This is a genomic window from Paraburkholderia sp. J11-2 (assembly GCF_905220185.1).
Lineage (GTDB): Bacteria > Pseudomonadota > Gammaproteobacteria > Burkholderiales > Burkholderiaceae > Paraburkholderia.
The window spans coordinates 41,109-64,576 of sequence record NZ_CAJMYY010000031.1 but is presented as its reverse complement, the minus strand read 5'-3'; the positions used below and the strand labels follow the sequence as shown (position 1 = coordinate 64,576).

The window sequence follows — 23,468 nt, the reverse complement described above, 5'->3', positions numbered from 1 at the left end:
TCATTGACCTCCAGTAGCCAATTTCATGATCCGTTCCTGCGACGCCTCGCTGCGATCCAGCTCACCCATGACCGCGCCCTCGTGCATGACGATCACGCGATCGCTCATGCCCAGAATCTCGGGCAATTCCGACGAAATCATGATGATTGCGAGTCCCCGCTGGGCGAATTGCGACATGAGTCGGTGAATCTCCGACTTCGACCCGACATCGATGCCTCGCGTCGGTTCGTCGAGAATGAGCACATTCAGGTCACCTAGCAGCCATTTGGCGATGACGATCTTCTGCTGATTGCCGCCACTCAGATTGCCGGTCGTCGTGTGCAGGTCGGCTGTCTTGATTTTCAGCATTTCGCGCATCTCGCTTGCCGCGGTGCGCTCGCGAGCGGCGTCGATCAAACCGCGCTTCACGAACTTGCCGAGATTCGCGAGAGAGATGTTTTCCTGAACCGATCGGCACAACACCAGTCCTTCGGCCTTGCGGTCCTCGGAAACCATCGCAATACCATGCTTGATTGCGCTCGCGCTGCCTTTCAGCTTCAACGCGTTGCCCTTGAGTACGATCTGCCCTTCGTCCAGTGGATCGAGCCCGAAGATCGCCCGCGCGACCTCGGTGCGCCCTGCGCCAATGAGCCCCGCGAGGCCCACGATTTCGCCGCTGCGCACGCTAAAGCTGATATTGCGGAACACGCCGCGCCGCGTTGCGTTGCGCACTTCGAGCACCGTTTCGCCGATGGGCGCTTCCAGCTTCGGGAAGATGTTCGAGATGGTGCGGCCGACCATCTGCGAGATCAGCTTCGATTCGTCGTAGGCGCTCGCGGGACCGGAATCCACGTACCGGCCATCACGAATGATCGTGATGTCGTCGGCGATCTGGAAGATCTCATCCATCTTGTGGCTGATGTAGATGATCGCCACACCACGCGCCTTCAAATCGCGGATCTGCGCGAACAGCATGTCTACTTCGGTGTCGCTGATCGCGGAGGTCGGTTCGTCCATGATGATGAGCGAAGCACCGCGCGAGATCGCCTTGCTGATTTCGATGAGTTGCATGCCCGCCACGCTCAACTCGCGCATCTTTTGCCGCGGATCGTATTTGAGCCCGAGGCGATCGAGCAGCCCGCGTGTTTCGCGCACCATACGGCCGAAATCTACGAAGGGGCGCGCGAACGGGCCAAACCCCGGCGCGGCGGGCTCGCGCCCAAGGAAGATGTTCTCGGCGATGGTCATATCGAGTACGGGACTCAATTCCTGATGGATCATCGCCACGCCGATCTCGAGTGCGGCCTTCGGGCCGCGCGGCGCGAACGGCGCGCCCTTGAAATAGATTTCGCCGGAATCGACGCGGTGCTCGCCGCTCAGGATCTTCATCAGCGTAGACTTTCCCGCGCCGTTCTCACCGACCAGCACATGCGTTGTGCCTGCACGTACCTTGAGTGTCACCTTGTCGAGCGCGAGCACGCCCGGAAATGCCTTCGTGACCTCCCGCATTTCCAGCACGTAGTTTTCCTGCTCTAAAGCCATGGTCCTGCTCCTCACATGCGCGCGACATCGCCCCCTTACGCGGGTCAGCCGTGCGTGGCGTTGCGACGTCAAGCGCGAAGATGTACGGATGGGGTACGGATTTGCGGGCGGATATCGCCCGCCGCTCGTTTGTCAGTCCGAAAACGCGAGGGGACAGTACGAAATCCTGGCGATTTGAGTGATTTCCTGAATGCGGAACATGTGCTGTCTCCATCTATGAATTATTCTGATTTCCTCCTGAGTGCCAGTACGTCCCTTGGGTAGGCGATCGCTGGCACTCGGGAACTCACGCGTTGCTACCTGCTGATCGTCTGTTTGAGCGCGTCGATGGAAGTTGTGATGCCTGCTTCAACCGACATCGTGAGGTCTTCCATCTCCAGCGAGACCCAGTCGTTGTATCCCGTCATGCGGACCACCGAGAAGAATTCCTTCCACCACTGAAGATCCTTGCCGCAGCCAACCGCGACGTAGTTCCATGCGCGGCGCCCCACTTCCTCGACCGGCTTCGTCTCAAGCAGGCCATTCACGTCGACTAGCCCGCGCTCGAGGCGCGCGTCCTTGCCGTGTACGTGATGAATGGCGTCGCCCAGTGCGCGCGCAGCGGCGATCGGATCGGCACCCATCCAGATCAGATGGCTGGGATCGAGATTCAGGCCAACCATCGGGCCCACGCCTTCTCGCAGGCGGAAAAGCGTTTCGGGATTCCAGACCAGCATCGCACTGAAGTTCTCCAGCGCGAACTTCTCGACGCCGGCTTCAGTGGCCTGGCTGACAAGCTTGCGCCAGTAAGGAATCGCGACATCGTTCCACTGGTAGTCGAGACACCCCTTGAGCGTCGCGGGCCAACTGGTGGTGTAGGTAATCCAGTTCGGCACGCTATCCTCCGGACTCGCGGGCGGCAGACCGCTCATCGCCACGATCTTCTTTACGCCAAGTTCGCCGGCAAGACGGATCGTCTTCTCCATGTCCGCCTTGTGCTTCTTGCCCAGTTCGCCCGGATCCAGCGGATTGCCCGACACATTGAGCGCTGCGATTTCCATGCCGCGGCTTTCCAGCGCCGCGTGCAACGCACGCCGCTTGCCAGCGTCGGCGAGCAACTCGTCGGCTCGCAGGTGTGGGGCCGACGACCAGCCGCCGGCCGTCATTTCCACACCGAACACCTCCATCTCACACAGCTTGTCGAGCATTTGTTCAAAGGGCAGATAGCCCAGGCTGTCCGTGCAGAACGAAAGCTTCATCGTTTTCTCCGTGCTTTAAATCTATTGAATGTAATTGGGCAGCAAGCGCTCAGGCGTCGCGGTAAAGCGCCGGTTTTTCCTTGAGCGATACGCGTACCTTTTCTCCACTCTGCTGCGCGGCAACGCCTGCTTCGCAGCATGCCGCCGTCGCGTAGCCATCCCATGCGGAAGGCCCGTCGATCGTTCCTCGGCGTGCTGCGTCGACCCACGTCTGCAGTTCGAGATCGAATGCGGGACGGAAACGTTCGACGAAGCTTGGCGTCACCGCACCACCCCAACGACCGGCGCTGCGCACGTACGGGCCGCCATCGCTTCCGATGTTGACGATGCCGTCTTCGAACACAGCCTGCGCGGCGACCTGATAGCCGAACTGCGCGTTGACGAAGATCTCGACGTCGGCAAGCACCCCGCTTGTCGTTTCGATCAGCACCTGTTGGGGATCATGCTGGCCAGGATGGGCGTGCCGCGTCGGACGACCGAGCCGCACCTGCACCGAGGCGATCTCCTCTCCCGTGATGAAGCGGATGCCGTCAAACTCGTGCACCACCGAATCGTTCACCAGCATCTGGCTCGTGAAATTCGCAGGCGTTGTGCCGTTGCGATGCGAGAAGTGCAGCAGCAACGGATCGCCCAGTTCCTTCGACGTGAGAATCTCGCGCAGTTGCCGGTACTCGGCGTCGAACCGCCGCATGAAGCCCACCTGAATGAGCTTGCGACCGAGCTTGCGCTCCGCTTCGACGATTCGCCATGCCGATTCCGCGTCGGGCGTAAGCGGCTTCTCGCATAGGACCGGCAACCCGTGGTCGAGAACCTGAAGCAAAGTCTTTTCATGCAGGAAACCCGGCGTCGCAATCACTACGGCGTCAACGCGCTCTTCCGCCAGAACCGGCGCAATATCCGCTTCCGCTGTAGCGCCCGGCGCCTTGCTCGCAGCTTGCTGTGCGCGCTCCACATCGACATCGACAACCGCGACGACCTCAGCACCGACAATCCGGTTCGCGATGCGCTCAACATGGTCCGCGCCCATGAGACCCGCACCCACTACCGCGACACGAAGCTTGTTCTTCATATATCGAAATCCTAAGTTTTTGAAAATCCCGTCTGACTGGATCGTGTGCATTCGCTCGCCAGGAGTGAGAACGCCCTGCCGCCAGTCACGCAAAAGTTGACGACACGTCAACGTTGTCCAACGGCATAGGGAGAAGCCTAGGGAATGGCATGTATGCGTCTCCGGCTGCCAGGCCTTTTCCGTGTCAGGTGAACAACGGGGCCGATGTGTCGTTTGTGTCTGTGAGCCGAAGTTTAGAGAGGCGCCCTGCCGCCGCAACAAGAAAAATGACCAGATCTGGTCACACCCTGCAGCATTTCCAGGTTCATCCATGACGGCCGGGTTGCGCGGCATCGATCGGTGTTTTCCCCGGTGATTCCGGGCTGCGAGGCCTGACCAGAAATGGTCAATGTTTCGGTTGTCGCCTGCACGACGCTCGCCTAACTTTGTCATCGAAAGCTCGAACGACACACCCGCCGCGGGTCAGCGTCTTCGCGGCAGAGAAAAATGTTGGAGACAGCCAATGACCTTCCCTTCTTCCCCTCCAGGGCTGCGAAGACCTCCGCCTCTCGTGCGTATTGCCTTCTGCCCCACCCGGCATCGCGATGCAACGGCAGCCTGTCCGGCTGCGCGACTCATCGCATGAGTACCGCAAACACACTTTCATCACCGCACGGATCACACATGGGTCACATCAGGCTAACGACGGCACAGGCGCTCGTTCGATTTCTCGATAACCAGTACGTCGAGTTCGATGGCGAGCAGACGAAATTCGTCAAGGGCGTGTTCACCATCTTCGGACACGGCAATGTCCTCGGCATCGGCCAGGCGCTCGAGCAGGACGCGGGCGACCTCGTCGTGCATCAGGGAAGAAATGAGCAGGGCATGGCTCACGCGGCCATCGGCTTCGCGAGGCAAAGCAGACGCCGCCAGATCTACGCCTGTACGTCGTCGGTCGGCCCCGGCGCGGCGAACATGGTGACGGCTGCGGCCACCGCGACCGCGAACCGCATCCCCCTGCTGCTGCTTCCTGGCGACGTCCACGCCGGACGCCAACCCGACCCTGTGCTCCAGCAGATCGAGCAGTCGCACGATCTCTCCATCAGCACCAATGACGTGTTCCGCCCGGTCAGCAAGTACTGGGATCGCATCGTGCGCCCCGAGCAACTCATGAGCGCATGCATCAACGCCATGCGCGTGCTGACCGATCCTGCGGAAACAGGCGCCGTGACGCTCGCCCTTCCGCAGGACGTTCAGGCCGAAGCGTTCGACTACCCCGACTACTTCTTCGCGAAGCGCGTGCACTACATCGAGCGCCGGCCACCAACGGCCGCCGCCGTGGCGCGCGCCGCCGCCGTCGCTGCTCGCAAGAGTCGGCCGCTGCTCGTTTGCGGAGGCGGCGTGCGCTACGCCAATGCCCAAAAGGCACTGGTTCGGTTCGCCGAGCGATTCGGCATTCCGGTTGCGCACACCCAGGCTGGCAAGGGCTCGATGGCGTGGGATCACCCGCTCAATCTGGGCGGAATCGGCGAAACGGGCTCGCTTGCCGCAAACGAAATCGCACGTGAGGCCGATCTCGTCATCGGCGTTGGCACGCGCTATACGGACTTCACGACCGCCTCGAAGTGGCTGTTCCAGTCTCCCGAGGTTCAGTTCGTCAATCTGAACACCAGTGCGTTCGACGCCGGCAAGCTCGATGCAGTATCGATTGTTTCGGATGCCGAACCAGGTATCAATGCGCTTTCGGAAGCATTCGAAGGCATCGCATTCTCTTCCGGCCGCCGAAGCGATATCGCAAATGCGATTGCGCGTATGCGCGCCGAGGAAGAGCGTGTCCATCAGGTGCGCTATACGCCCGAACAATTCGTACCGGAAATCGATGACCACCTCGATCGCGGCGTGCTCGACGAGTTCGTCCGATTGACCGGCTCGTCACTCACGCAGACCCAGGTGCTGGGGCTGCTGAACGAGAAGCTGACCGATCGCGACGTGGTTGTCGCCGCCGCCGGCAGCCTGCCGGGCGACCTGCAACGCATCTGGCGACCGAAGGGAGAAGACAGCTATCACGTCGAATACGGCTATTCGTGCATGGGTTACGAAGTCAACGCCGCACTGGGCGTGAAGCTCGCGCAGCCGCACAAGGAGGTGTTCGCATTCGTCGGCGACGGCTCTTACATGATGCTCCACTCCGAGCTCGTCACCTCCATTCAGGAGCGCCGCAAGATCAATGTCCTGCTGTTCGACAACATGACGTTCGGCTGCATCAACAACCTGCAGATGGAGCACGGCATGGGAAGTTTCGGGACTGAGTTCCGCTTTCGTGACAGCGAGGCAGGCGCACTCACGGGCGGCTTCGTGCCCATCGACTTCGCAGCCAACGCGGCCGCCTACGGCTGCAAAACGTACACGGTCAAGTCGATGGATGAACTTGTCGCAGCGCTCGACGACGCGCGCACGCAGAGCGTCTCGACACTCATCGACATCAAGGTGCTGCCGAAAACCATGGTGCACAAGTACGGATCGTGGTGGCACGTGGGCGTGCCGGAAGTTTCCACGAGCGCAGCCGTCGACGAAGCATCCCGGCTCATGAAGCTGGCGCTCAACCGCGCCCGGCGGTATTGATCTCCCTTTTCTACAGACCCTCAATCAGGAACCGACATGCGCATCGCCCTCGATCCCTACATGTACCGCCATCTGCCGATTCCGCAGATGGTCGAGAAAGTGGCCGAACTCGGCTACGAATACATCGAACTCTCGCCGCGGGAAGATTTCCTGCCGTTCTACAAGTATCCGCGCGTGGACAAAGCACGCGTGCGCGAGTTCAAGCACGCATTGCGCGAGAACGGCGTCAAGCTCTCCTCGCTGCTGCCGCTCTACCACTGGTCGCACCCCGACGAAGCGATGCGCGAAGCCGCGGTGCGCAACTGGAAGCGCGCGATTCAGGTTGCCGTGGACATGGAATGCGACCTCATGAATACGGAATTCAGCGGCCAGTCCGACAATGCGCTGGTGTGTGAACAGCAGTTCATGCGCTCGATGGAGGAACTGCTGCCGGTGTTCGAGCGTGAGGGCATCAAGCTCGACATTCAAGCGCACCCTTACGACTTCTGCGAGCGCAACAACGAGTCCGTAGACATCATCCGCGGCCTCGACAAACCGTGGCTCAACTACCTCTACGCCGTCCCGCACACGTACTTCTACGATGACGGCAAAGGCGACATCGCGGCCATGCTCGACTACGCGAAGCCGAAGCTCACTCACCTGATCATCGCCGACACGTACAACCACCGTGCATCGTCGAATCTGCGCTACATCGTGAATCCTCCAGGCGTCACCGCGACGGTACATCAGCATCTCGACATCGGGCAGGGCGAGATTCCCTGGGACACGTTCTTCCGCTCCGTGCGCGACATCGGATTCGACGGCATCGCGACCGTCGCGGTCTTCGCCTGGGAGGAACGCGCGGACGAGTCGTCCCGGATGATGCTCGACGCCGTCCAGCGCGGCCTCGGCCTGAAGTGACCCGCCAGTCCATGCTTTTCGCCTGACACTACACAACGCAACAGGAGCACCCATCGTGCAAAACCCGGTGCAAAACGCCGCGCAAAATCCAACGCTCGCGCCCGACCGAAAAATCGACGTGATCTGCCTCGGCCGGCTCGCGGTCGATCTCTACGCGCAACAGATCGGTGCCCCGCTCGAAGACGTCTCAAGCTTCGCACGCTATCTTGGCGGTTCCTCGGCCAACATCGCCTTCGGCTGCGCACGGCTCGGTCTGAAGTCGGCCATGCTCTCGCGTGTCGGCAACGATCACATGGGGCGATTCCTCGTGAACGCGCTCACGCGCGAGGGCTGCGACGTGAGCCATGTCGTCACCGACCCGCAACGCCTGACCGCTCTCGTGCTACTTGGTCTTAAGGATCGCGAAACGTTCCCGCTTGTGTTCTACCGCGAGAACTGTGCCGACATGGCGCTGGATGAAGCCGACTTCGACGAGTCGTTCATCGCCTCGAGCCGCGCGCTGCTCATCACCGGCACGCACTTCTCTACGCCGCAGGTGCATCGCGCGAGCATGAAGGCGCTGGAATATGCGCGTCGCAATGACGTGCGCACCGTGCTCGATATCGACTATCGTCCTGTCCTGTGGGGACTTACCGGCAAGGCCGATGGCGAAACCCGCTTCATCGCCAACGGCAGCGTGAGCGAGCATCTGCGCGGCATTGTGCCGATGTTCGACCTCATCGTCGGCACGGAAGAAGAATTCCGCATTGCAGGCGGTTGCGACGATCTGCTCGACGCCCTGCGCGCGGTGCGCGCCTTGACGGCCGCCACGCTCGTGGTCAAGCGCGGGCCGCTCGGATGCGCGATCATCGACGGACCGATTCCGGCTGCGCTCGACGACGCGCGCAACTATCGCGGCGTTCAGGTCGAAGTGCTCAACGTGCTTGGCGCCGGCGACGCGTTCATCTCGGGTTTCCTCAAAGGCTGGCTCACGGGCGCCGACGAGACGACCTGCTGCGCCTTCGCCAATGCCTGCGGCGCGCTGGTCGTTTCGCGGCATGCGTGCGCACCCGCCATGCCCACGCCGGCCGAGCTCGATTACTTCCTCGCCAACGCCGCGCAAATGAAGCGGCCCGATCGCGATGCCACGCTCACGCATCTTCATCGCGTGACCCCGGCGCGACGTAAATGGGACGAAGTGCTCGGCTTCGCGTTCGATCATCGTGAGCAGCTCTTCGCACTCGCGCAGCAGGCAGGCGTGGACGAAGCGCGCATTTCGACGCTCAAGCAACTGTTCGTGGCGGCCGTGGCGGAAACCGAGGCGCAGATCGGCGTGCAAGGCAAGATCGCCGTGCTGATCGACGATCGCTATGGCCAGGATGCGCTCAACGCCGCGACAGGCCGCGGCTGGTGGATCGGCCGGCCGGTCGAACTTCCGGGCTCCAATCCGCTGCAGTTCGAGCATGGCCGCTCGATTGGCACCGCGCTCGCCTTGTGGCCGCGCGAGCACATCGTGAAGTGCCTCGTGCAATATCACCCCGACGACGAAGCCGAGCACCGGATCGAACAGGAGCAGCAACTGCGCTCGCTTTACGACGCCGTGCAGGCGAGCGGTCATGAACTGCTGCTCGAAGTCATTCCTCCGAAAAACAGACCGAATCCACCGTCGTTGATCGTTCGCGCGCTGGAGAGACTGTACGACCTCGGCATCCAGCCGGACTGGTGGAAACTCGAGTCGCCGCGCGCGACCGAGTGGCGCGACATCGACGCGCTGATCGAAAAGCGTGATCCGTATTGCAGGGGCGTGGTGCTGCTCGGCTTGAACGCCCCCATCGAAAGACTCGCAGACGGCTTCGTCGAAGCCAGCGCGAGCCGAACCTGCCGCGGATTCACCGTCGGCCGAACGATTTTCTACGAGCCGAGCCGCGCATGGCTCGCGGGTGAAATCGACGACCAGACCCTGGTCGCTCAGGTGCGCGCGAACTTCGAGGTGCTGATCCGCCTCTGGAGACAGTCTCGCACGCAGAAGGAGGCCGCATGAGCAACCTGATCGTCAAGGGGCAGCAAACGGGTCGTGGCATCGTGACAGTGACACCCGAAAGCGCGGGCTGGCGCCACGTGGGATTTACCGCGAAGCGCTTGGGCAGGGGCGAAAGTATCGTGTTCAATACGGGCGCCGTGGAATTGTGTGTCGTCGTGCTGACCGGCGTCGTCACGGTGTCGACGCCCCAACATTGCTGGCGCGAGATCGGCGGGCGGCGCAGCGTGTTCGAGGCTCAGTCTCCGTATGCGGTGTACGTTCCGCCGCGCCAAAGCGTGTCGATCGAATCGCACGATGACGTCGAGATTGCGCTTTGCACCGCGCCGGCGACCGGCCGCTTCGAAGCGCGCCTGATCGAGCCGGCGACCATCGCGCGATCGGTTCGCGGCGCGGGCACGAATACGCGCTACGTATGCGACATTCTTCCTCAAAGCGAACCGGCGGAGTCGCTGCTGGTCGTCGAAGTCGTGACACCTGCCGGGCATTCGTCCAGCTATCCGCCGCACAAGCACGACGTCGATGCCATTCCCGAAGAGAGCTTTCTCGAGGAAACCTATTATCACCGCATCGATCCGCCGCAAGGGTTCGCGTTCCAGCGCGTGTACACCGACTCGCGCGACATCGACGTGGCGTATGCGGTCGAGAATCACGACGTCGTGATGGTGCCGCGCGGATACCACCCGGTCGTCGCGCCACACGGCTACAACAGCTATTACCTCAACGTGATGGCGGGTCCGAAGCGCGTCTGGCACTTCAGGAACGATCCCGCGCACGAATGGATGCTGGCGAAATAGGTGCGTCTGAACGCGGCGGCGTGGACGGTGCATGCCGTCCCGCCGTCCGCGTTCAGAGCGTCGCTGGAAGATAAGGCGCCTCGCGCACGTTCGCGAGGCAAAACACACCGAATTCGACCGGGCCAACCGGAGGAGAATCGGCGAGCACACCACAGGCATGCAGCAGGTGTTGCAGTGCCGATATGACCTGCGCGTCGGGGTTCTGATCGATCACGAGATCCATCGTCCCCTCTTCGATGAAGGTCCGATGCTCGTCGAGCATCTCGTGGCCGATCCATACGACTTTGCCCGCTGCACCGAACTCCCTGAGGGCCGCAGCGATTCCGGGCGAACCATAGCCGCTGTTATAGATGCCCGCCAGATCGCCTTGCTTCAGTGCGCGAGACACGGCGCGGTAACAGGCGTCGGCGTTGTCCTGCGTTTCGATTTCCGCGCCCTGATAGACGAGGTCCGCGTGCGCGGCAGCCATACCCTCGCGGAAACCGGCCATGCGGTCGCGGTGCGCGCCGAAGCTCAAGCCGCCGCACAGCTTCAGCACGCGGCCCGGAGCCCGCGCCAGTCGCCCGATGAAATAGCCGGCCGTGCGGCCCGCGCGCACATTGTCGATGCCCGCGTAATGCACGCGCGGCACGCCGGTGATATCCGTCATCAGCGTCACGACTGATTCGCCTCGCTCAATGGCGGCCGCAAGCGCCTCGCGCACAGGCACGGTGTCCCGGGCAGTCAGGACGAGCCCTGCGCGCTTGTAGCGCGAGCGCGCGATGGCCTCGACCACCGCGGCGTCCGACTCCGGGAGAATCGTCCGGTGCAGGACGATGCGCTTGTCAATGATTTGCGCCGAACGTTGCCACGCTGCGAGCAGACGCCGGAAGAAAGGCGTATCGCCGTGCGACAGCAACACGTCGATGTGGATGAGCCCATGCCGCACATCGGGCAACACGCGCCGCACGCCCAGTCGACGTGCCGCTGCAATCACCCGCTCGCGCGCGGATTCGGACACGCTGCCGCGCTCGTTGAGCACGCGGTTGACCGTCGACTCACTGACACCCGCTTCCAGCGCGATCTCGACAAAGCGCGCGTCGCGTTTGCGACGCGCGCCCGTCCCAGCGCGTTGCCCTGTTGCGGAGTCGCTCATCTAGCCGCCCGCGACGACCGGTCGTGTCCGGCCTGGAACCAGGCCTCGATGGCTTCGAGGCTCCGGCCCCTCGTTTCCGGCAAACAACGCGTGATGAAGGTGATCGAGACGAGCCCCAACGCGGCGAACAGGAAGAAGGTATTGGAAATTCCGACATGCGCCACGAGAGATGGAAAGCACAGGCCAATGACGAAGTTGACGAGCCAGAGTGTGCAGCCCGCGACACCTGCCGCAAACCCTCGGATCCTCAGCGGGAACAGTTCGGACAGCAGCACCCAGCTGACCGGAGCGATCAGCGCCTGCATGAAACTCAGGAAGCACACCATCGCCGAGAGGATCAAGCCCGCGCGCAAGTGGGAAACGGGCAACCAATCCGAGAACAGACCGATCATCAACAGGGACAGTGTGGTCCCTGAAAGACCGAGGATAAACATTGGCCGCCGCCCGATCTTGCCCAGCGCGTAGATACCCACGCACGTCGCCAGCACGGAGATCACACCGTTGGCGATATTGGCGATCAGCGCGGTTTCCCGGCCGAAACCGGAACTCGTGAGGATCTGCGTGCCGTAGTACATGATCGAGTTGACGCCGGTTGCCTGCATCACCACGGCAACGCCCAGACCGATGAAGAACACACGACGTATCCAGGGCGTCGACAATTCGGCAATCACACGGCGGCCCGTCTGGCGATGTTGCGCGCCCGCATGACGGATCTCGGCGAGTTCAGCCGCGACGTTTTGCTGTTCCCGAACACGCTTGAGCACGCGGAGCGCATCGCCAATGCGCCCCTTGGACGCGAGCCAGCGCGGGCTTTCGGGCATCGCCAGCATACCGATCCACAACGCGACCGCCGGCAACGTCGCGATCACCAGCATCCAGCGCCAGATGCCGTGCGTCGCGCCCCACTGGTTGCCGATCACGGCGTTGAGAATGAACGCGAGCATCTGCCCGGAGACGATCATCAATTCGTTCTGCGTCACGATCTGGCCGCGTCTGTCCGCGGGCGCCATCTCGGCCAGATAGGTCGGAACCGCCACCGATGCGCCGCCAACCGCAAGACCCAGCACGAAGCGCGCGATCACCATGGCCGTCACGGTGGGCGCGAATGTGCAGGCGAGCGTACCAACGAGAAAAGTGACCGCCAGCGTCATGATGCTCGTGCGGCGACCATATCGATCGGCAAGGTGGCCGCCAATCACAGCGCCCATTGCGGCGCCAAGCAGCAGGAAGCTCGTGACCATCCCCTCAGTTAGGGGAGTGAGCCCGAAATCACGCTTCATGTAGCCGAGTGCGCCGTTGATGACGCCTGTGTCGTATCCAAACAGCAGGCCGCCAAACGTGGCGACGATGGTGACGAGCCGGACGAAGCGGGCAATGCGCGTAGCTTCGCTCGTATCGGATTGGTCAAAGTCGCCGGGAATGGGCGCTTCGTAAGCGTTTCGCATCTTTGTCTCCGTATTCTTTCTCGACAGCGCTTTCTTGCAATGCGGATCCTTGCCGCAATGGCAAAGATTCGCAACCACCAGTTCGCTGTTCCTGATCCGGCGCATTCGACGATGGAACGCATCGATCCTGCTTTTGCACCGCTCACCATGCACGGTCGCTCGCGCAACCGCGATTATGCAAATGGATCGTTCAGGGACGGAGCCCGGGTTCCGGGCGAACACGGGACGAGTCGTCTCGTGAGAAGCAGGATTGCATGGACGGTGTCTCCGACGTTATCGACCACGATCCCGCGCGGGAGCCGTCCGTGGCCCATGCCGCGCTTCGCGCAAGTCTGTATGGAGGAAAGTAGTGAAACTTTACCCCAGCGACAACGCAAATTTTGACCATTTTTGGTCAACTTAATCTTGCGTTGCGCACGGGAAAACAGGATTTCCGCGGATCAACTGACAGGCGTAAACATTTTGTAAACAAGCAGTTGGCCGTCATATTTCCGTTGCGGACGAAAGAATGAACAGCATCAGGGGAGTGCCGTCTGAAGGCCGTGGACGCGGTTCACAATGGAAATAACGTCCTGTGCAGCTTGATTACGAACGTCTGAGGGAAAACCTGGGCTTCTTGACTCGCGCGAATCCAGGCAACGGGACTCGGATTAGCGAGCGATCTCTAACCAACCCGCGCCTGGCATTTGCGAGTCAGCCCTGATCGCCGCCGGCAACCGGCAATACGGAGCCCGTGATGTAGCTCGCTTCGTCCGACGCGAGAAACATGATCGGGGCCACCTGCTCGTCGAGACTGCCGTAGCGCTTGAAGAAGGTCGATTCGGTAACCTGCGCTACCGCCTCGCTCATCCAGACCTTTTCCTGCTCGCTGTCACCAGCGGCATTGCGCGGGATGCGGCGCGACGGTGCCACGGTGCCACCGGGCGCCGTGGCAACCACGCGGATATTGTCCTCCGCGTATTCCATAGCCAGCGATTGCGTGATCGCATTCACGCCGCCCTTCGCTGCCGAATACGGCAACCGGCGAATGCCGCACGTGGCGTTCGAAGAAACGTTGACGATGGTGCCGCGCCCGCGCTCGAGCAGATGCGGCAACACGGCGTGACACGTGTACAGCGTGGGCATGAGCGAGCGGCGGATTTCCGCATCGATCTGTGCCGGCTCGAATTCCGCATACGGACGCATGCGGATAGCGCCGCCCACACCGTTGATGAGAATGTCGATTCCGCCAAATCGTTGCGCGGCGAAATCCATGGCCGCTTTCGCGCCGTCATACGTTTCGAGGTCGGCGACGAATCCCGCCGTTTCAGCGCCCTTCGCCTCGGCCGCGACTTCAGCCACGAAATCCGCGCGATCGACGAACACGACCTTGCCGCCTTCGACCGCCGCACGCAGCGCGACGCCGCGCCCAATTCCCTGCGCCGCACCGGTGACGACGACGACCTTGCCTGCGAATCGTTGCATGTTCATGCCGCCTTCGGACCGACGTTCGGGGTGAACTTCTCGTAGTGGAAGCTGTTGGGCTTCACACCTTCGTCATCAAAATACTTGCGTACGGCGTCCACCATCGGCGGCGGGCCGCACAGGTACACATCGACGTCGCCATCGTTCAAGGCGTCGGCGGAAATGTGCTGCGTGACCCAGCCCTTGCGCGGATGATTCGAATCCACGTCGGCGATGACGGTAGCGAAGCTGAAGTTCGGCAGCTTCGCTGCGTAGGCGTCGATGGCTTCGACCAGCACAAGATCGAGGTCACGCGTCACGCCGTAAATGAGGTGCACCTTCTGCTGCGCGTTGGTGCGCGCGAGCACTTCCAGCATCGAGAGGAACGGCGCCAGACCCGTGCCGCCTGCGAGAAACAGCAGCGGCCGCTGTACGTCGCGCAAATAGAAGCTGCCGAGCGGCCCCGTCAAATCGAGCTTCGTGCCCGGTTGTGCGGCTTCGAGCCACGTGCTCATCACGCCGCCAGGAATCTTCTTGATCAGGAAGCTGATCTTCGATTCGCCCGGCGCAGAGGAGAACGAATACGAACGGTGTTGGTCACTGCCCGGCACGTTGATATTGGCGTACTGGCCCGGCAGGAACATCGGCCCAGCTGTATCCACATCGAGTTCGAGCACAATTGCAGCGTCGTTGTGCTGCTCGACTTTTGTCACCGTAGCGGCAAACTTGCTCTGCCCCGTTTTGCATACGATGGAAGACGCCGGTACCGCAATCACGCAATCGCTTTCCGGCACCATCTGGCAGGTGAGCACGAGGCCTCTGTCCTTTTCGTCCTCGGTCAGCGCGTCTTCGATATAGTCTTCGCCGAGGTCGTAGCTGCCACTTTCTGCACGGCACTTGCAGGTGCCGCACACTCCGTCGGAGCAATCCATCGGCAGGTTGATCCTCGCGCGGAAGGCCGCATCGAGGACCTTCTCGCCCGCTTTACAATCGATGAAACGGGTAACACCGTCCTCGAAATTCAGTGCAATCTTGTAGCTGGACATGGTGTCCCCTTCTTTTCCATGTTGAAACCGGGTCTCGCTTTCAAACGACAATTAGGCGCGCCTTCAAACGTGATAAACGTCGAGCACCTGACGGATGTAGTCGTTCTTCAGCACGATCTTTTTAGAGGCAATGAGGAACTCGCCGCCGCTCTTGCGCAAGGTGACGAACATCGTGCCGAAGAAGCTATCCGTGGTTTTGTAGCGATGACTGAGCGTGTGGAAGTTGTAGCGCACATCCACTTCGTCGCCTCGACCCGCCAGCACTTCCACGTTCGTGACGTTGTGGTTCGTGCGCGGCTCCGGCATCGAGGCCCCGCTGCGTTCGGTCTTGATGCGGAACACGCGGTCTTCGAGGCCGCCGCGATTCGGGTAATACATCAGCGAGATCTGCGACTGGTGGTCGTCGGTGAGCTGGTCGTCGTCGTCCCACGCGGGCATCCAGTACGTGACGTCTTCGGCATAGCAGTCGAGCCACGCTTCCCACTGCCTATCGTCGAGCAGGCGCGCTTCGCGGTACAGCACGGCGCAGATTTTCTGGTAGTCGAAACTCATGCCTGTGCTCCTTCCTGTTCCTTCTTGAGCGCGTCGCGCATCACGCGCACCCAATATTCGTGTTGGCACACGAACAGGCCTTCATCTTCGCTACGCTCGCCCGAAATCAGCGGCTTAAGTCCCATCTTCTTTGCGTTTTCGTCCGGGCCATCGACCCACAACGGCGCGCCTCGCGACAGGTCGTTCCAAAGCGCTGTGGTGCCGGCGTACCCATTCTGGCAGGCGCGAAACTCTTCCAGATCGTCTGCGGTACCCATGCCGGACACGTTGAAGAAGTCCTCGTACTGACGAATTCGCGTAGCGCGGTCAGCCTGGCTCTCACCCTTGGGCGCGAAACAGAAGATCGAGACTTCCGTCTTGTCCACGCTGATCGGGCGCACCACGCGGATCTGCGTGCTGAACTGGTCCATCAGGAACACGTTCGGGTACAGGCACAGATTTCTCGTCTGCTTGACAATGAAATCCGCCTTCACTTCGCCGACACGCGCCTTGATTTCGTCGCGCTGTCGATAGACCGGACGCACTTCTGGATTCATCGTGTTGGTCCACAGCAGGATGTGGCCGTAGTCGAAGCCATACACGCCCGCCACCGACTTGCTCCAGCTGTTGGCATCCACAGCCTGCGTGCCCTCTTCCTTTCGCCGTCCCATCGTCGCGGCATAATTCCAGTGAACAGTGCTCACGTGATAGCCATCGCAACCGTTCTCCATCTGCATCTTCCAATTGCCTTCGTATACGTACGAAGAATTACCGCGCACCACCTCAAGCCCGTTCGGCGACTGATCAACGATCTGGTCGATGATGACTTTCGCTTCGCCGAGGTAGTCCTCCAGCGGAAGAACGTCCGCATTGAGACTGCCAAAGAGGAACCCACGGTAGTTCTGGAAGCGCGCGACTTTTTTCAGGTCATGAGAGCCGTCCGTATTGAATTGCACGGGATATTCGGTCGTTTTCTCATCCTTCACCTTCAGCAGCTTTCCGGCATTGGAAAAGGTCCAGCCGTGGAAAGGGCACGTAAAGCTGCCCTTGTTGCCGTGCTTGCGCCGGCAGAGCATCGCCCCCTTGTGCGCACAGGCATTGATGACCGCGTGCAATTCTCCGGTCTTATCGCGCGTGACGACCACCGGTTGACGACCAATCCACGTGGTGTAGTAGTCGTTGTTGCTGGAAACCTGGCTCTCGTGAGCTAGGTACACCCAGTTACCCTCGAAGATGTGCTTCATCTCCAGATCGAACAGATCGGCGTTGGTGAAGATATCGCGCCGGCAACGGAATATGCCTGCCTCCTTGTCATCCTGGACTGCAGTGACAAGTAGCTGATCCAGTTCTTTGGCTTTGCCGAAAATGTTTGACATGTTTCCTCTCCTAAGCGCGTTCAAGATCCTGCACGGAGTTCGCGCATTGGCGTCGAATGATTCTTATGGGCTCTCGCCAGGCGGAGGTGCTTACCCACCGCCGCCAGATCGGGCTGTTACGCCGCGGCGGAAGCCCGAAGGCGATGGACGAGCTGGTTATCCTTTCCCTGCACCAGCGGCGTTAGAACAAAGTTGAACTCGATGTCCTTGTACGTTTCGTCCTTCAGGCCCAACGCCGCACCTCCAGTCTTCTCGATCACCTGCGGAATTAGCTCCTCACGGGTGGCGTACGCGAAGTCGTCCCAGATTAGTGGATCACCTTCGATGTTGAATTGCGTCGTCAGCTTGCGGTGATGCGCACTCGTGACGAAAAAGTGCACGTGCGCCGGACGATTTCCATGGCGGGCAAGCTCGTTCAACAACTGCTGCGTAGCGCCGTGCGGCGGGCAGCCGTAACCCACCGGCATAAGCGTGCGGAATTCGTACTTGCCGTCGGCACCGGTTCTAACTGCGCCGCGCAGGTTGAACTCGCTCTGGGCACCCGTCGGGTCGAAATGCGAGTAGAAACCCTTCGAATTGGCGTGCCAACATTCGACGACTGCCCCTGCAACTGGCTCACCGCTTGGTCCCGTGACAGTACCGTGGATGACAAGCGGGCCCGCGTCTGTGTCAGTATTGATGTCAATCTTCGATACGCCATCGCGCAAGGGCGCGCCAGCCACATAGAGCGGTCCCTCAATGGTCCGCGGCGTGCAGCCATCGATACCTATCTCCCTGTCCTCGGCGTCCATGCGGATGTCGAGATACTTCTCCAGACCCAAGCCGGCGGCAAGAAGAGCCGCTTCTCCATCCTGGCCGAGCTTGTTCAGATAGTTGACTCCGACCCAGACCTCATCAGGCGTGATATCGAGATCATCAATGGCTTTGAAGAGATCGCCCAGCAAACGATTAAGAATCTCCTTGAGCCGGGGATTTCCGCTCAAATCGTCGATATTGACTGCGGCCTTCAAAAGATCCTGTACTTCCTTTGTTCTGAATACTTTGACATTCATAGTTACAGTCTCCACTTCGTAATCGAAAATGACTGGGGTTACGCCCACTGTCCCGGAATCACGCACGGGGGAATTGTTAGCGAATCGAGAAGGAAAGTTCCTACGCGTTCAATCGCCACTCGAGCCGTGACGCAAACCGCAATGGTGAAGTTCGTTGAGTTGCTTTATACGCCTCGTCCGGTAACAGCGTCCAATACTTTGGATAACAGATTTCCATATCACTCGGGTATTGCATGCGGGTTGGCAACGGGATATCGCACAGACCGAGCCGCCAGCAGCAGATTTAGGTGAGAGATAAGTTGATCCAAGCCCTTATGGTGCAACTCATTCAGCGTCGCGCGGCAAGCGACCGAAATACGCGGCGATGTTGACGATGTCTCGGTCCGACAGTGGCTTTGCCATCGCATTCATCGTTGGGCTCTGTCGCGTTTGCCCATCCCGGTACGCGTGCAATGCAATTTCCAGATAGTCGGAGTGCTGACCCGCGAGGTTCGGCACGCCCGGCAACCTCGCAATTCCGTTTGCGTTGTGGCAGGCGAAGCAGACGGCCGCGCGCCGCGCACCGGCATTGACATCTGGCGCCGGGTCGACAGCCTGCGCGTGTACGGCGTGGTGAGTAAGCAGCAGCGTGAGACCAGCAAGAAGAGTCGATTTCATGAGAGTAATTTCTGCAGCATTTACCGCGAATCAGATGAAGCCGTCGCGATACGAGATCGCAATACCGTAGGCGAGGAACACGGCGATCCAGAGTCCGAGCGCCGCGAGCGCTCCGGTGCCAAGGCGCGCGACCGGGCGCTCGGCCGTGTAGCAATTTTGGACCCGGCCCGAACGGTACAGCAGCAACAGATAGAAGCCGCCAACGAACCCACCGATGCCCGTGAGCGTTATGAAGAATAGAAAAGTCGACGGCCAGTCGAAGTGCACGGGGTAGGTGTATACGTCATAGCCAAATGGCCGAAGATAGGCAGTGCGGATGATTTCGCGCCAGAGCGAGAGCAATCCGAGCAACGCAATGCTCGCGACGGCCGGCAGGTAACCATGCGTTGCTGGGTTGAGGCGATGCATCCACCACGCCATCGCAACTAGACCAGCGACGAGGAGCCATCCAACCGGATTTAGTGCGAGCCCACTCGCGTGCGGCAGGTCAGCTTGCCATGCAAGCAGCGTCGGGACCGACAGCGCGAATCCCCATTGAGCTATACGTTGGCCGAGTCCACGTGCGAATGCAAGATATGCCGCTTCACGATCAGTACGACCGGCGAAGTATTGCGCGTAGACGAGCAGGAAAACGCCGACGCCCGGCACCGACAGGCCCATGATGAACATGTAGCGCGCCCATTCGATCGCGTGTAGCGAAGCTCCACGCGTATCCACATCCCCAACCGGCGCGTACCACTGAGTCCATTGCTGCGGCAGCAGTTCCTGATAGGACAGTGCGTGCATGATGAGGCCGTCAAGAAAGAACAGCGCAAGCGCAACCCATGCGTAAAGGCCGATGCGCTTCTTCGCACCCGCGTGATTGACTTGGTAGAACGCGAGCCAGCAACAGTACCCGACGATGAGGGTAAAGATGAATGCAATCGCCCAACGCCCGGACAGCACGTTCGACGTATACCACTGCGGGTCGTAGATCACTTGCGTAAACAGCAGCGGCCCGACCCCGAGCACGATCAGTAGCGACACTGCGACCTTCGCAACCTTGGTCAACCCGAACGACAATCGCTCCCAATACGGGCCGGCGCCGCGGCGGTGAAACGCGATAATAGCGAGCCCCGCGCTGCCGAGCGCGAGATGCACGAATGCGATATGCAGCACCCACGTAGTCACCATCAGCACCTGAAACACGACCGGCTGCGCGGGAAGCCCGGCAGGATCGCGCATCGCATTCATTACAACTCCGATATCCATGGCCTTACTTCCTTGTCGATGCTAGTACGATCGACATTCGTTGCTGTTCAATCAGTTGGTTCACGTTCTTGCCGGCATTCACCGCCGCGAGGTAGCTTGCGATCGCGCGGATCTCGTCATCGGGCAGATCGATGCGCGGCATGTATGGCTGTGTGCCGTGTTTCAGCGGGCCTTGCATGAAGGCAGCGATCATGTCCGCATCGTGCGAGTACTGAAGCTTGCCGGGTAGATTTCGCAGCGGGCCGCCAGGCTCTAGCGAGTGACAATTCGCACAGGCCATCTTTGTCAACAGACGGCCTACCTCAAGTTCGTTCGCTTCGGTCACCGCGCGCAGGCCGTCCGGCACGAACGGGTTAAGCTTCAACAAGCCGTGCGCGGCGATCGCGTCGACCTCCGACTTGATCCCCTTCGCCGGCACATCACGCGCGATCACCTGGTTCCCGTAGATATACTGACCGACCACGTACGGCTTGCGCATCGATTCGCGCATGCGCTCCTCGGGCCAGACGCCAAACACCGCGATAAACAGGAACATCGTCACCGCAAGTGACGTATAGACCTTCTGCGGGCGCCACCACGCGAACAACAGCCACAGCGTAGCGACGACGAACACGCAGATCATCTCCTTGCCATAGACTGGCAGCAGATTCGCGTTGAGCATCACGATGGCGTTATTCGGCAGTGTGCGCAGGTAATACAGGAACATCAGCACGGCAACGAATCCACCGACAAGCCCGACAGGGGCAATCAGGCGTACGACGCCGCGGCGTAGCTCGCGGTCACTCACTCGGCTCGCTACTAGCAGGCCGACAACAGACGCCATCACGAACATAGCGCCGGTCCGCGTGCCGAGTTGAGCGAAGAAGTTGACGTTAAAGAATGCATCGCTCGTCGAGCCGGTCTGATACCAACGATCGCTGCCAGGCCACATCATGAACGACAAGATCCCGACAATCAGGAGCATCGTCGCCCACGACGCGAGCGCGAACGACCAAGTCAGCTTCAGGTGGGTCTTCGGGTCGACCTTGCCGATCAGGTAGACGAGCGCGTATACACCGATCACCTCCACCGTAAAGTAGACCCACTCGGTCGCCCAAACCCAGACGAAGTTGTGGATCAGACCACTAACACCGCGCGGGCTCGCAACTGTAATCGCGTACCAAATACCGGGGCCTGTGATCGAGCCGATAATGTACGAGAACACAAGCAGAAACATCCCGTACTTCTTGATGAATTCCATCAGTCGCGGCTCGTTTTTGCGATAAGCACGTGTCTCGAGCAGCGCGAACAGAAACGATGCACCGACCGACGTATGGGACGCAACGACGTGAATCACACCAATGATGCCCATTACCCAAGCTGTGCCGATGCCTGGAACGTAGAAAGTCGGGTACATGCCGAGTACCGCCATACAAATATTCCTCTTCCTAAATAAATAACCAATAAAGCCAATCGACCGACAGTTTCTCAGCGTCGCATCATGCGTCCGCTTCCCGCGTCTCAATATCCCGCTCCCGAAACCGACCTCGATCGATCACAGCGTTCAAATTCGAATGAGCTTGCGCGTGCCTTATGGCGCAACCCGCTCCGCGGCTTCGTTCTATCAGCCGGCTTTAAGAACTGTTTGATGTACACGTGATTGCGTGGCCGCGCGCGACGTGAGTGTCAGGCCTTGCGCTTGTCGATTGAACCGCTGCCACATTTTGGGCGACTTGTGGCCATATCGTTGGATTGATGTGCGTAGAAAATCGCCTGCGTCATCGGACTTTTCCGCCCTCACGGCGCTGCGCACGTCCAGACTCGTCGCTTCACACAAGATCTCACAAAGCGGGGGCACATAGCTTCAGCGAAACAATTAGCTATCTTCAAGCGCTCTTCGATGCATGCGCCCCGCTTCTACCCAATTCGCAACGTCTGGCGCCGGAACGGTTGGCCGCCCGCTCCGCCGTTTACAGGGCGCAGGCCATTTTGAAAGCAAAGCGCAGCAATCTTCACGGATAATCAAAGCTTGCCGTAGCTATGCAACCCCGACAGGAACATGTTCACCCCGAGGAACGCGAACGTCGTGACCAAGAGCCCTGTCAGCGCCCACCAAGCGGCGATAGTCCCGCGTATCCCCTTCATCAAGCGCATGTGCAGCCATGCCGCATAGTTGAGCCAGACGATTAGCGCCCAGGTTTCCTTCGGGTCCCAGCTCCAGTATCCACCCCACGCCTGCGCAGCCCACAACGCGCCGAGTATCGTCGCAATTGTGAAGAACATGAATCCAACCGCGATCGACTTATACGTTACGTCGTCGAGCACGTCGAGCGCAGGCAACCTGTCGGCCAGCACGCCGCGTGACTTCAGCAAATACGCCACGCTGACCATCGCCGACAAAGCGAAACTTCCATAACCGATAAAATTCGCTGGCACGTGGATTTTCATCCACCAGCTCTGCAGCGCTGGCACCAATGGCTGAATCTGCTGTGCGTCGCGCGTCACCGAGTACCACGTGAGGAATCCGACAGCCGCACTGATTACCAGTAGCACGAACGCGCCGAGCAATCGGGTACCGTAATACCCTTCGTAGTACAGATATAGCAAAGCGGTGATTAGGCTGAACAGCACAAAGACTTCGTATAGGTTTGATACTGGAATGTGGCCAACGTCCGGACCAATCAGATACGACTCGTACCAGCGCGCCATCATCCCGGTAAAACCCATCAGCACCGCAGCCCAGGTCATTTTCTGGCCGATTGCGCCGCCCGCCTCCGAACGGCTCAGCATGCCGACCCAGTAGAAAATGGTCGCTAAAACGAACAATGTGCTCATCCACAGGATCGCGGACTGACTCGACAGGAGATAACGCAGGATGAACGTCGAATCCGCACGGCTTAGATCACCGTCGTACAAATGGATTGACAGCAACGACAGCACCGCGACGCCAGCCGTCAGCAGTCGCGCAGGCTTCCAATACCAGCCAACGGCGACGAGTGCGAGCAATGTACCAATCATCACCATGCGATCGTAAACGTCCATGTGCGCGTAGTAGTGCACAAGTGCGAAACCCACGCCACCGACAAGCGCAAGTGCGAACAGCCAGTCTACGATTGAGAGACGCAGAAAAAATGCACGGTCGTCAAAGTGCGGCACGGCCGCCGTGTCTGCGGCGCACGCTGCCGCCGGCGGCAAATAAACCTGGTTCTGTTCCATGATATTAACGTGTGAACTCTTCGTGCCTATCGCGTAAAGGACTGCGTCTCTGGATACTGATGCGCTGCCATGTAGATCGCGCGTCTGCGCGATCTACTTCTCGAGATTGAACTTCCTGCAGGCGCGCATTGGCGACGACACCATCACTCCGATGCGAGCGCCTGTGGCTTTCGGCCGGCAACAGACCGCCGCGC

General features: G+C 60.3%; 18 protein-coding genes. 4 read left to right on the top strand and 14 right to left on the bottom strand.

Annotated features, from left to right (window positions below; translation table 11 throughout):
- The 3 genes from U5A57_RS33550 to U5A57_RS33540 form a co-directional block, all read right to left on the bottom strand.
- Complete coding sequence (locus U5A57_RS33550) at positions 1 to 1,521, bottom strand: sugar ABC transporter ATP-binding protein (protein ID WP_321915966.1); 1,521 nt, start codon at positions 1,519 to 1,521, stop codon at positions 1 to 3.
- Positions 1,522 to 1,817: 296 nt separating this feature from the next.
- A complete protein-coding gene (locus tag U5A57_RS33545; protein WP_321915965.1) occupies positions 1,818 to 2,759 on the bottom strand; it encodes a sugar phosphate isomerase/epimerase in 942 nt (313 codons plus the stop codon).
- A gap of 49 nt (positions 2,760 to 2,808) precedes the next feature.
- The gene (locus U5A57_RS33540; protein WP_321915964.1) at positions 2,809 to 4,260 is read right to left on the bottom strand and encodes a Gfo/Idh/MocA family oxidoreductase; all 1,452 of its coding nucleotides are present in this window, start codon (positions 4,258 to 4,260) and stop codon (positions 2,809 to 2,811) included.
- A 231-nt stretch (positions 4,261 to 4,491) separates the two neighbouring features.
- Here U5A57_RS33540 and iolD point away from each other — a divergent pair, with 231 nt between their 5' ends.
- The 4 genes from iolD to iolB are packed head-to-tail and all read left to right on the top strand — an operon-like array spanning position 4,492 to position 10,143.
- On the top strand, positions 4,492 to 6,429 hold the full coding sequence (iolD, locus tag U5A57_RS33535) for a 3D-(3,5/4)-trihydroxycyclohexane-1,2-dione acylhydrolase (decyclizing) (protein WP_321915963.1): 1,938 nt from the start codon (positions 4,492 to 4,494) through the stop codon (positions 6,427 to 6,429).
- A 36-nt stretch (positions 6,430 to 6,465) separates the two neighbouring features.
- Positions 6,466 to 7,329 (top strand): sugar phosphate isomerase/epimerase family protein, encoded by an 864-nt coding sequence (locus U5A57_RS33530; protein ID WP_321915962.1) that lies wholly within the window; start codon positions 6,466 to 6,468, stop codon positions 7,327 to 7,329.
- 55 nt (positions 7,330 to 7,384) lie between these two features.
- Entirely contained in the window at positions 7,385 to 9,349 is a 1,965-nt protein-coding gene (locus tag U5A57_RS33525) for a bifunctional 5-dehydro-2-deoxygluconokinase/5-dehydro-2-deoxyphosphogluconate aldolase (RefSeq protein ID WP_321915961.1), read from the top strand.
- A complete protein-coding gene (iolB, locus tag U5A57_RS33520) occupies positions 9,346 to 10,143 on the top strand; it encodes a 5-deoxy-glucuronate isomerase (RefSeq protein WP_321915960.1) in 798 nt (265 codons plus the stop codon). The genes U5A57_RS33525 and iolB overlap by 4 nt, the downstream gene beginning before the upstream one ends.
- Before the next feature lie 52 nt (positions 10,144 to 10,195).
- Here the strand turns inward: iolB and U5A57_RS33515 are convergent, their stop codons facing one another.
- The 11 genes from U5A57_RS33515 to ccsB form a co-directional block, all read right to left on the bottom strand.
- Positions 10,196 to 11,278, bottom strand: coding sequence for a LacI family DNA-binding transcriptional regulator (locus U5A57_RS33515; protein WP_321915959.1), 1,083 nt, complete (start codon positions 11,276 to 11,278; stop codon positions 10,196 to 10,198).
- Positions 11,275 to 12,945 carry a sugar porter family MFS transporter gene (locus tag U5A57_RS33510; protein WP_321915958.1) on the bottom strand — a complete coding sequence of 557 codons (1,671 nt, stop codon included), beginning with the start codon at positions 12,943 to 12,945 and terminating at the stop codon, positions 11,275 to 11,277. Before U5A57_RS33510 ends, U5A57_RS33515 begins: the two co-directional genes overlap by 4 nt.
- Before the next feature lie 471 nt (positions 12,946 to 13,416).
- Entirely contained in the window at positions 13,417 to 14,193 is a 777-nt protein-coding gene (benD, locus tag U5A57_RS33505; protein WP_321915957.1) for a benzoate diol dehydrogenase BenD, read from the bottom strand.
- Complete coding sequence (gene benC / locus U5A57_RS33500; protein ID WP_321915956.1) at positions 14,190 to 15,212, bottom strand: benzoate 1,2-dioxygenase electron transfer component BenC; 1,023 nt, start codon at positions 15,210 to 15,212, stop codon at positions 14,190 to 14,192. The genes benD and benC overlap by 4 nt, the downstream gene beginning before the upstream one ends.
- 63 nt (positions 15,213 to 15,275) lie before the next feature.
- A complete protein-coding gene (gene benB, locus U5A57_RS33495) occupies positions 15,276 to 15,764 on the bottom strand; it encodes a benzoate 1,2-dioxygenase small subunit (RefSeq protein ID WP_321915955.1) in 489 nt (162 codons plus the stop codon).
- Positions 15,761 to 17,119: a Rieske 2Fe-2S domain-containing protein gene (locus U5A57_RS33490; RefSeq protein ID WP_321915954.1), complete on the bottom strand. Its 1,359-nt coding sequence runs from the start codon at positions 17,117 to 17,119 to the stop codon at positions 15,761 to 15,763. The genes benB and U5A57_RS33490 overlap by 4 nt, the downstream gene beginning before the upstream one ends.
- Positions 17,120 to 17,235: 116 nt before the next feature.
- A complete protein-coding gene (catA, locus tag U5A57_RS33485) occupies positions 17,236 to 18,171 on the bottom strand; it encodes a catechol 1,2-dioxygenase (RefSeq protein WP_321915953.1) in 936 nt (311 codons plus the stop codon).
- A 324-nt stretch (positions 18,172 to 18,495) separates the two neighbouring features.
- Positions 18,496 to 18,828: a cytochrome c gene (locus U5A57_RS33480; protein WP_321915952.1), complete on the bottom strand. Its 333-nt coding sequence runs from the start codon at positions 18,826 to 18,828 to the stop codon at positions 18,496 to 18,498.
- Between the two features lie 30 nt (positions 18,829 to 18,858).
- Entirely contained in the window at positions 18,859 to 20,079 is a 1,221-nt protein-coding gene (locus tag U5A57_RS33475) for a hypothetical protein (RefSeq protein ID WP_321915951.1), read from the bottom strand.
- A 4-nt stretch (positions 20,080 to 20,083) separates the two neighbouring features.
- On the bottom strand, positions 20,084 to 21,490 hold the full coding sequence (locus tag U5A57_RS33470; RefSeq protein WP_321915950.1) for a cytochrome ubiquinol oxidase subunit I: 1,407 nt from the start codon (positions 21,488 to 21,490) through the stop codon (positions 20,084 to 20,086).
- Positions 21,491 to 22,080: 590 nt separating this feature from the next.
- Entirely contained in the window at positions 22,081 to 23,274 is a 1,194-nt protein-coding gene (ccsB, locus tag U5A57_RS33465; protein ID WP_321915949.1) for a c-type cytochrome biogenesis protein CcsB, read from the bottom strand.
- Positions 23,275 to 23,468 lie beyond the last annotated feature (194 nt).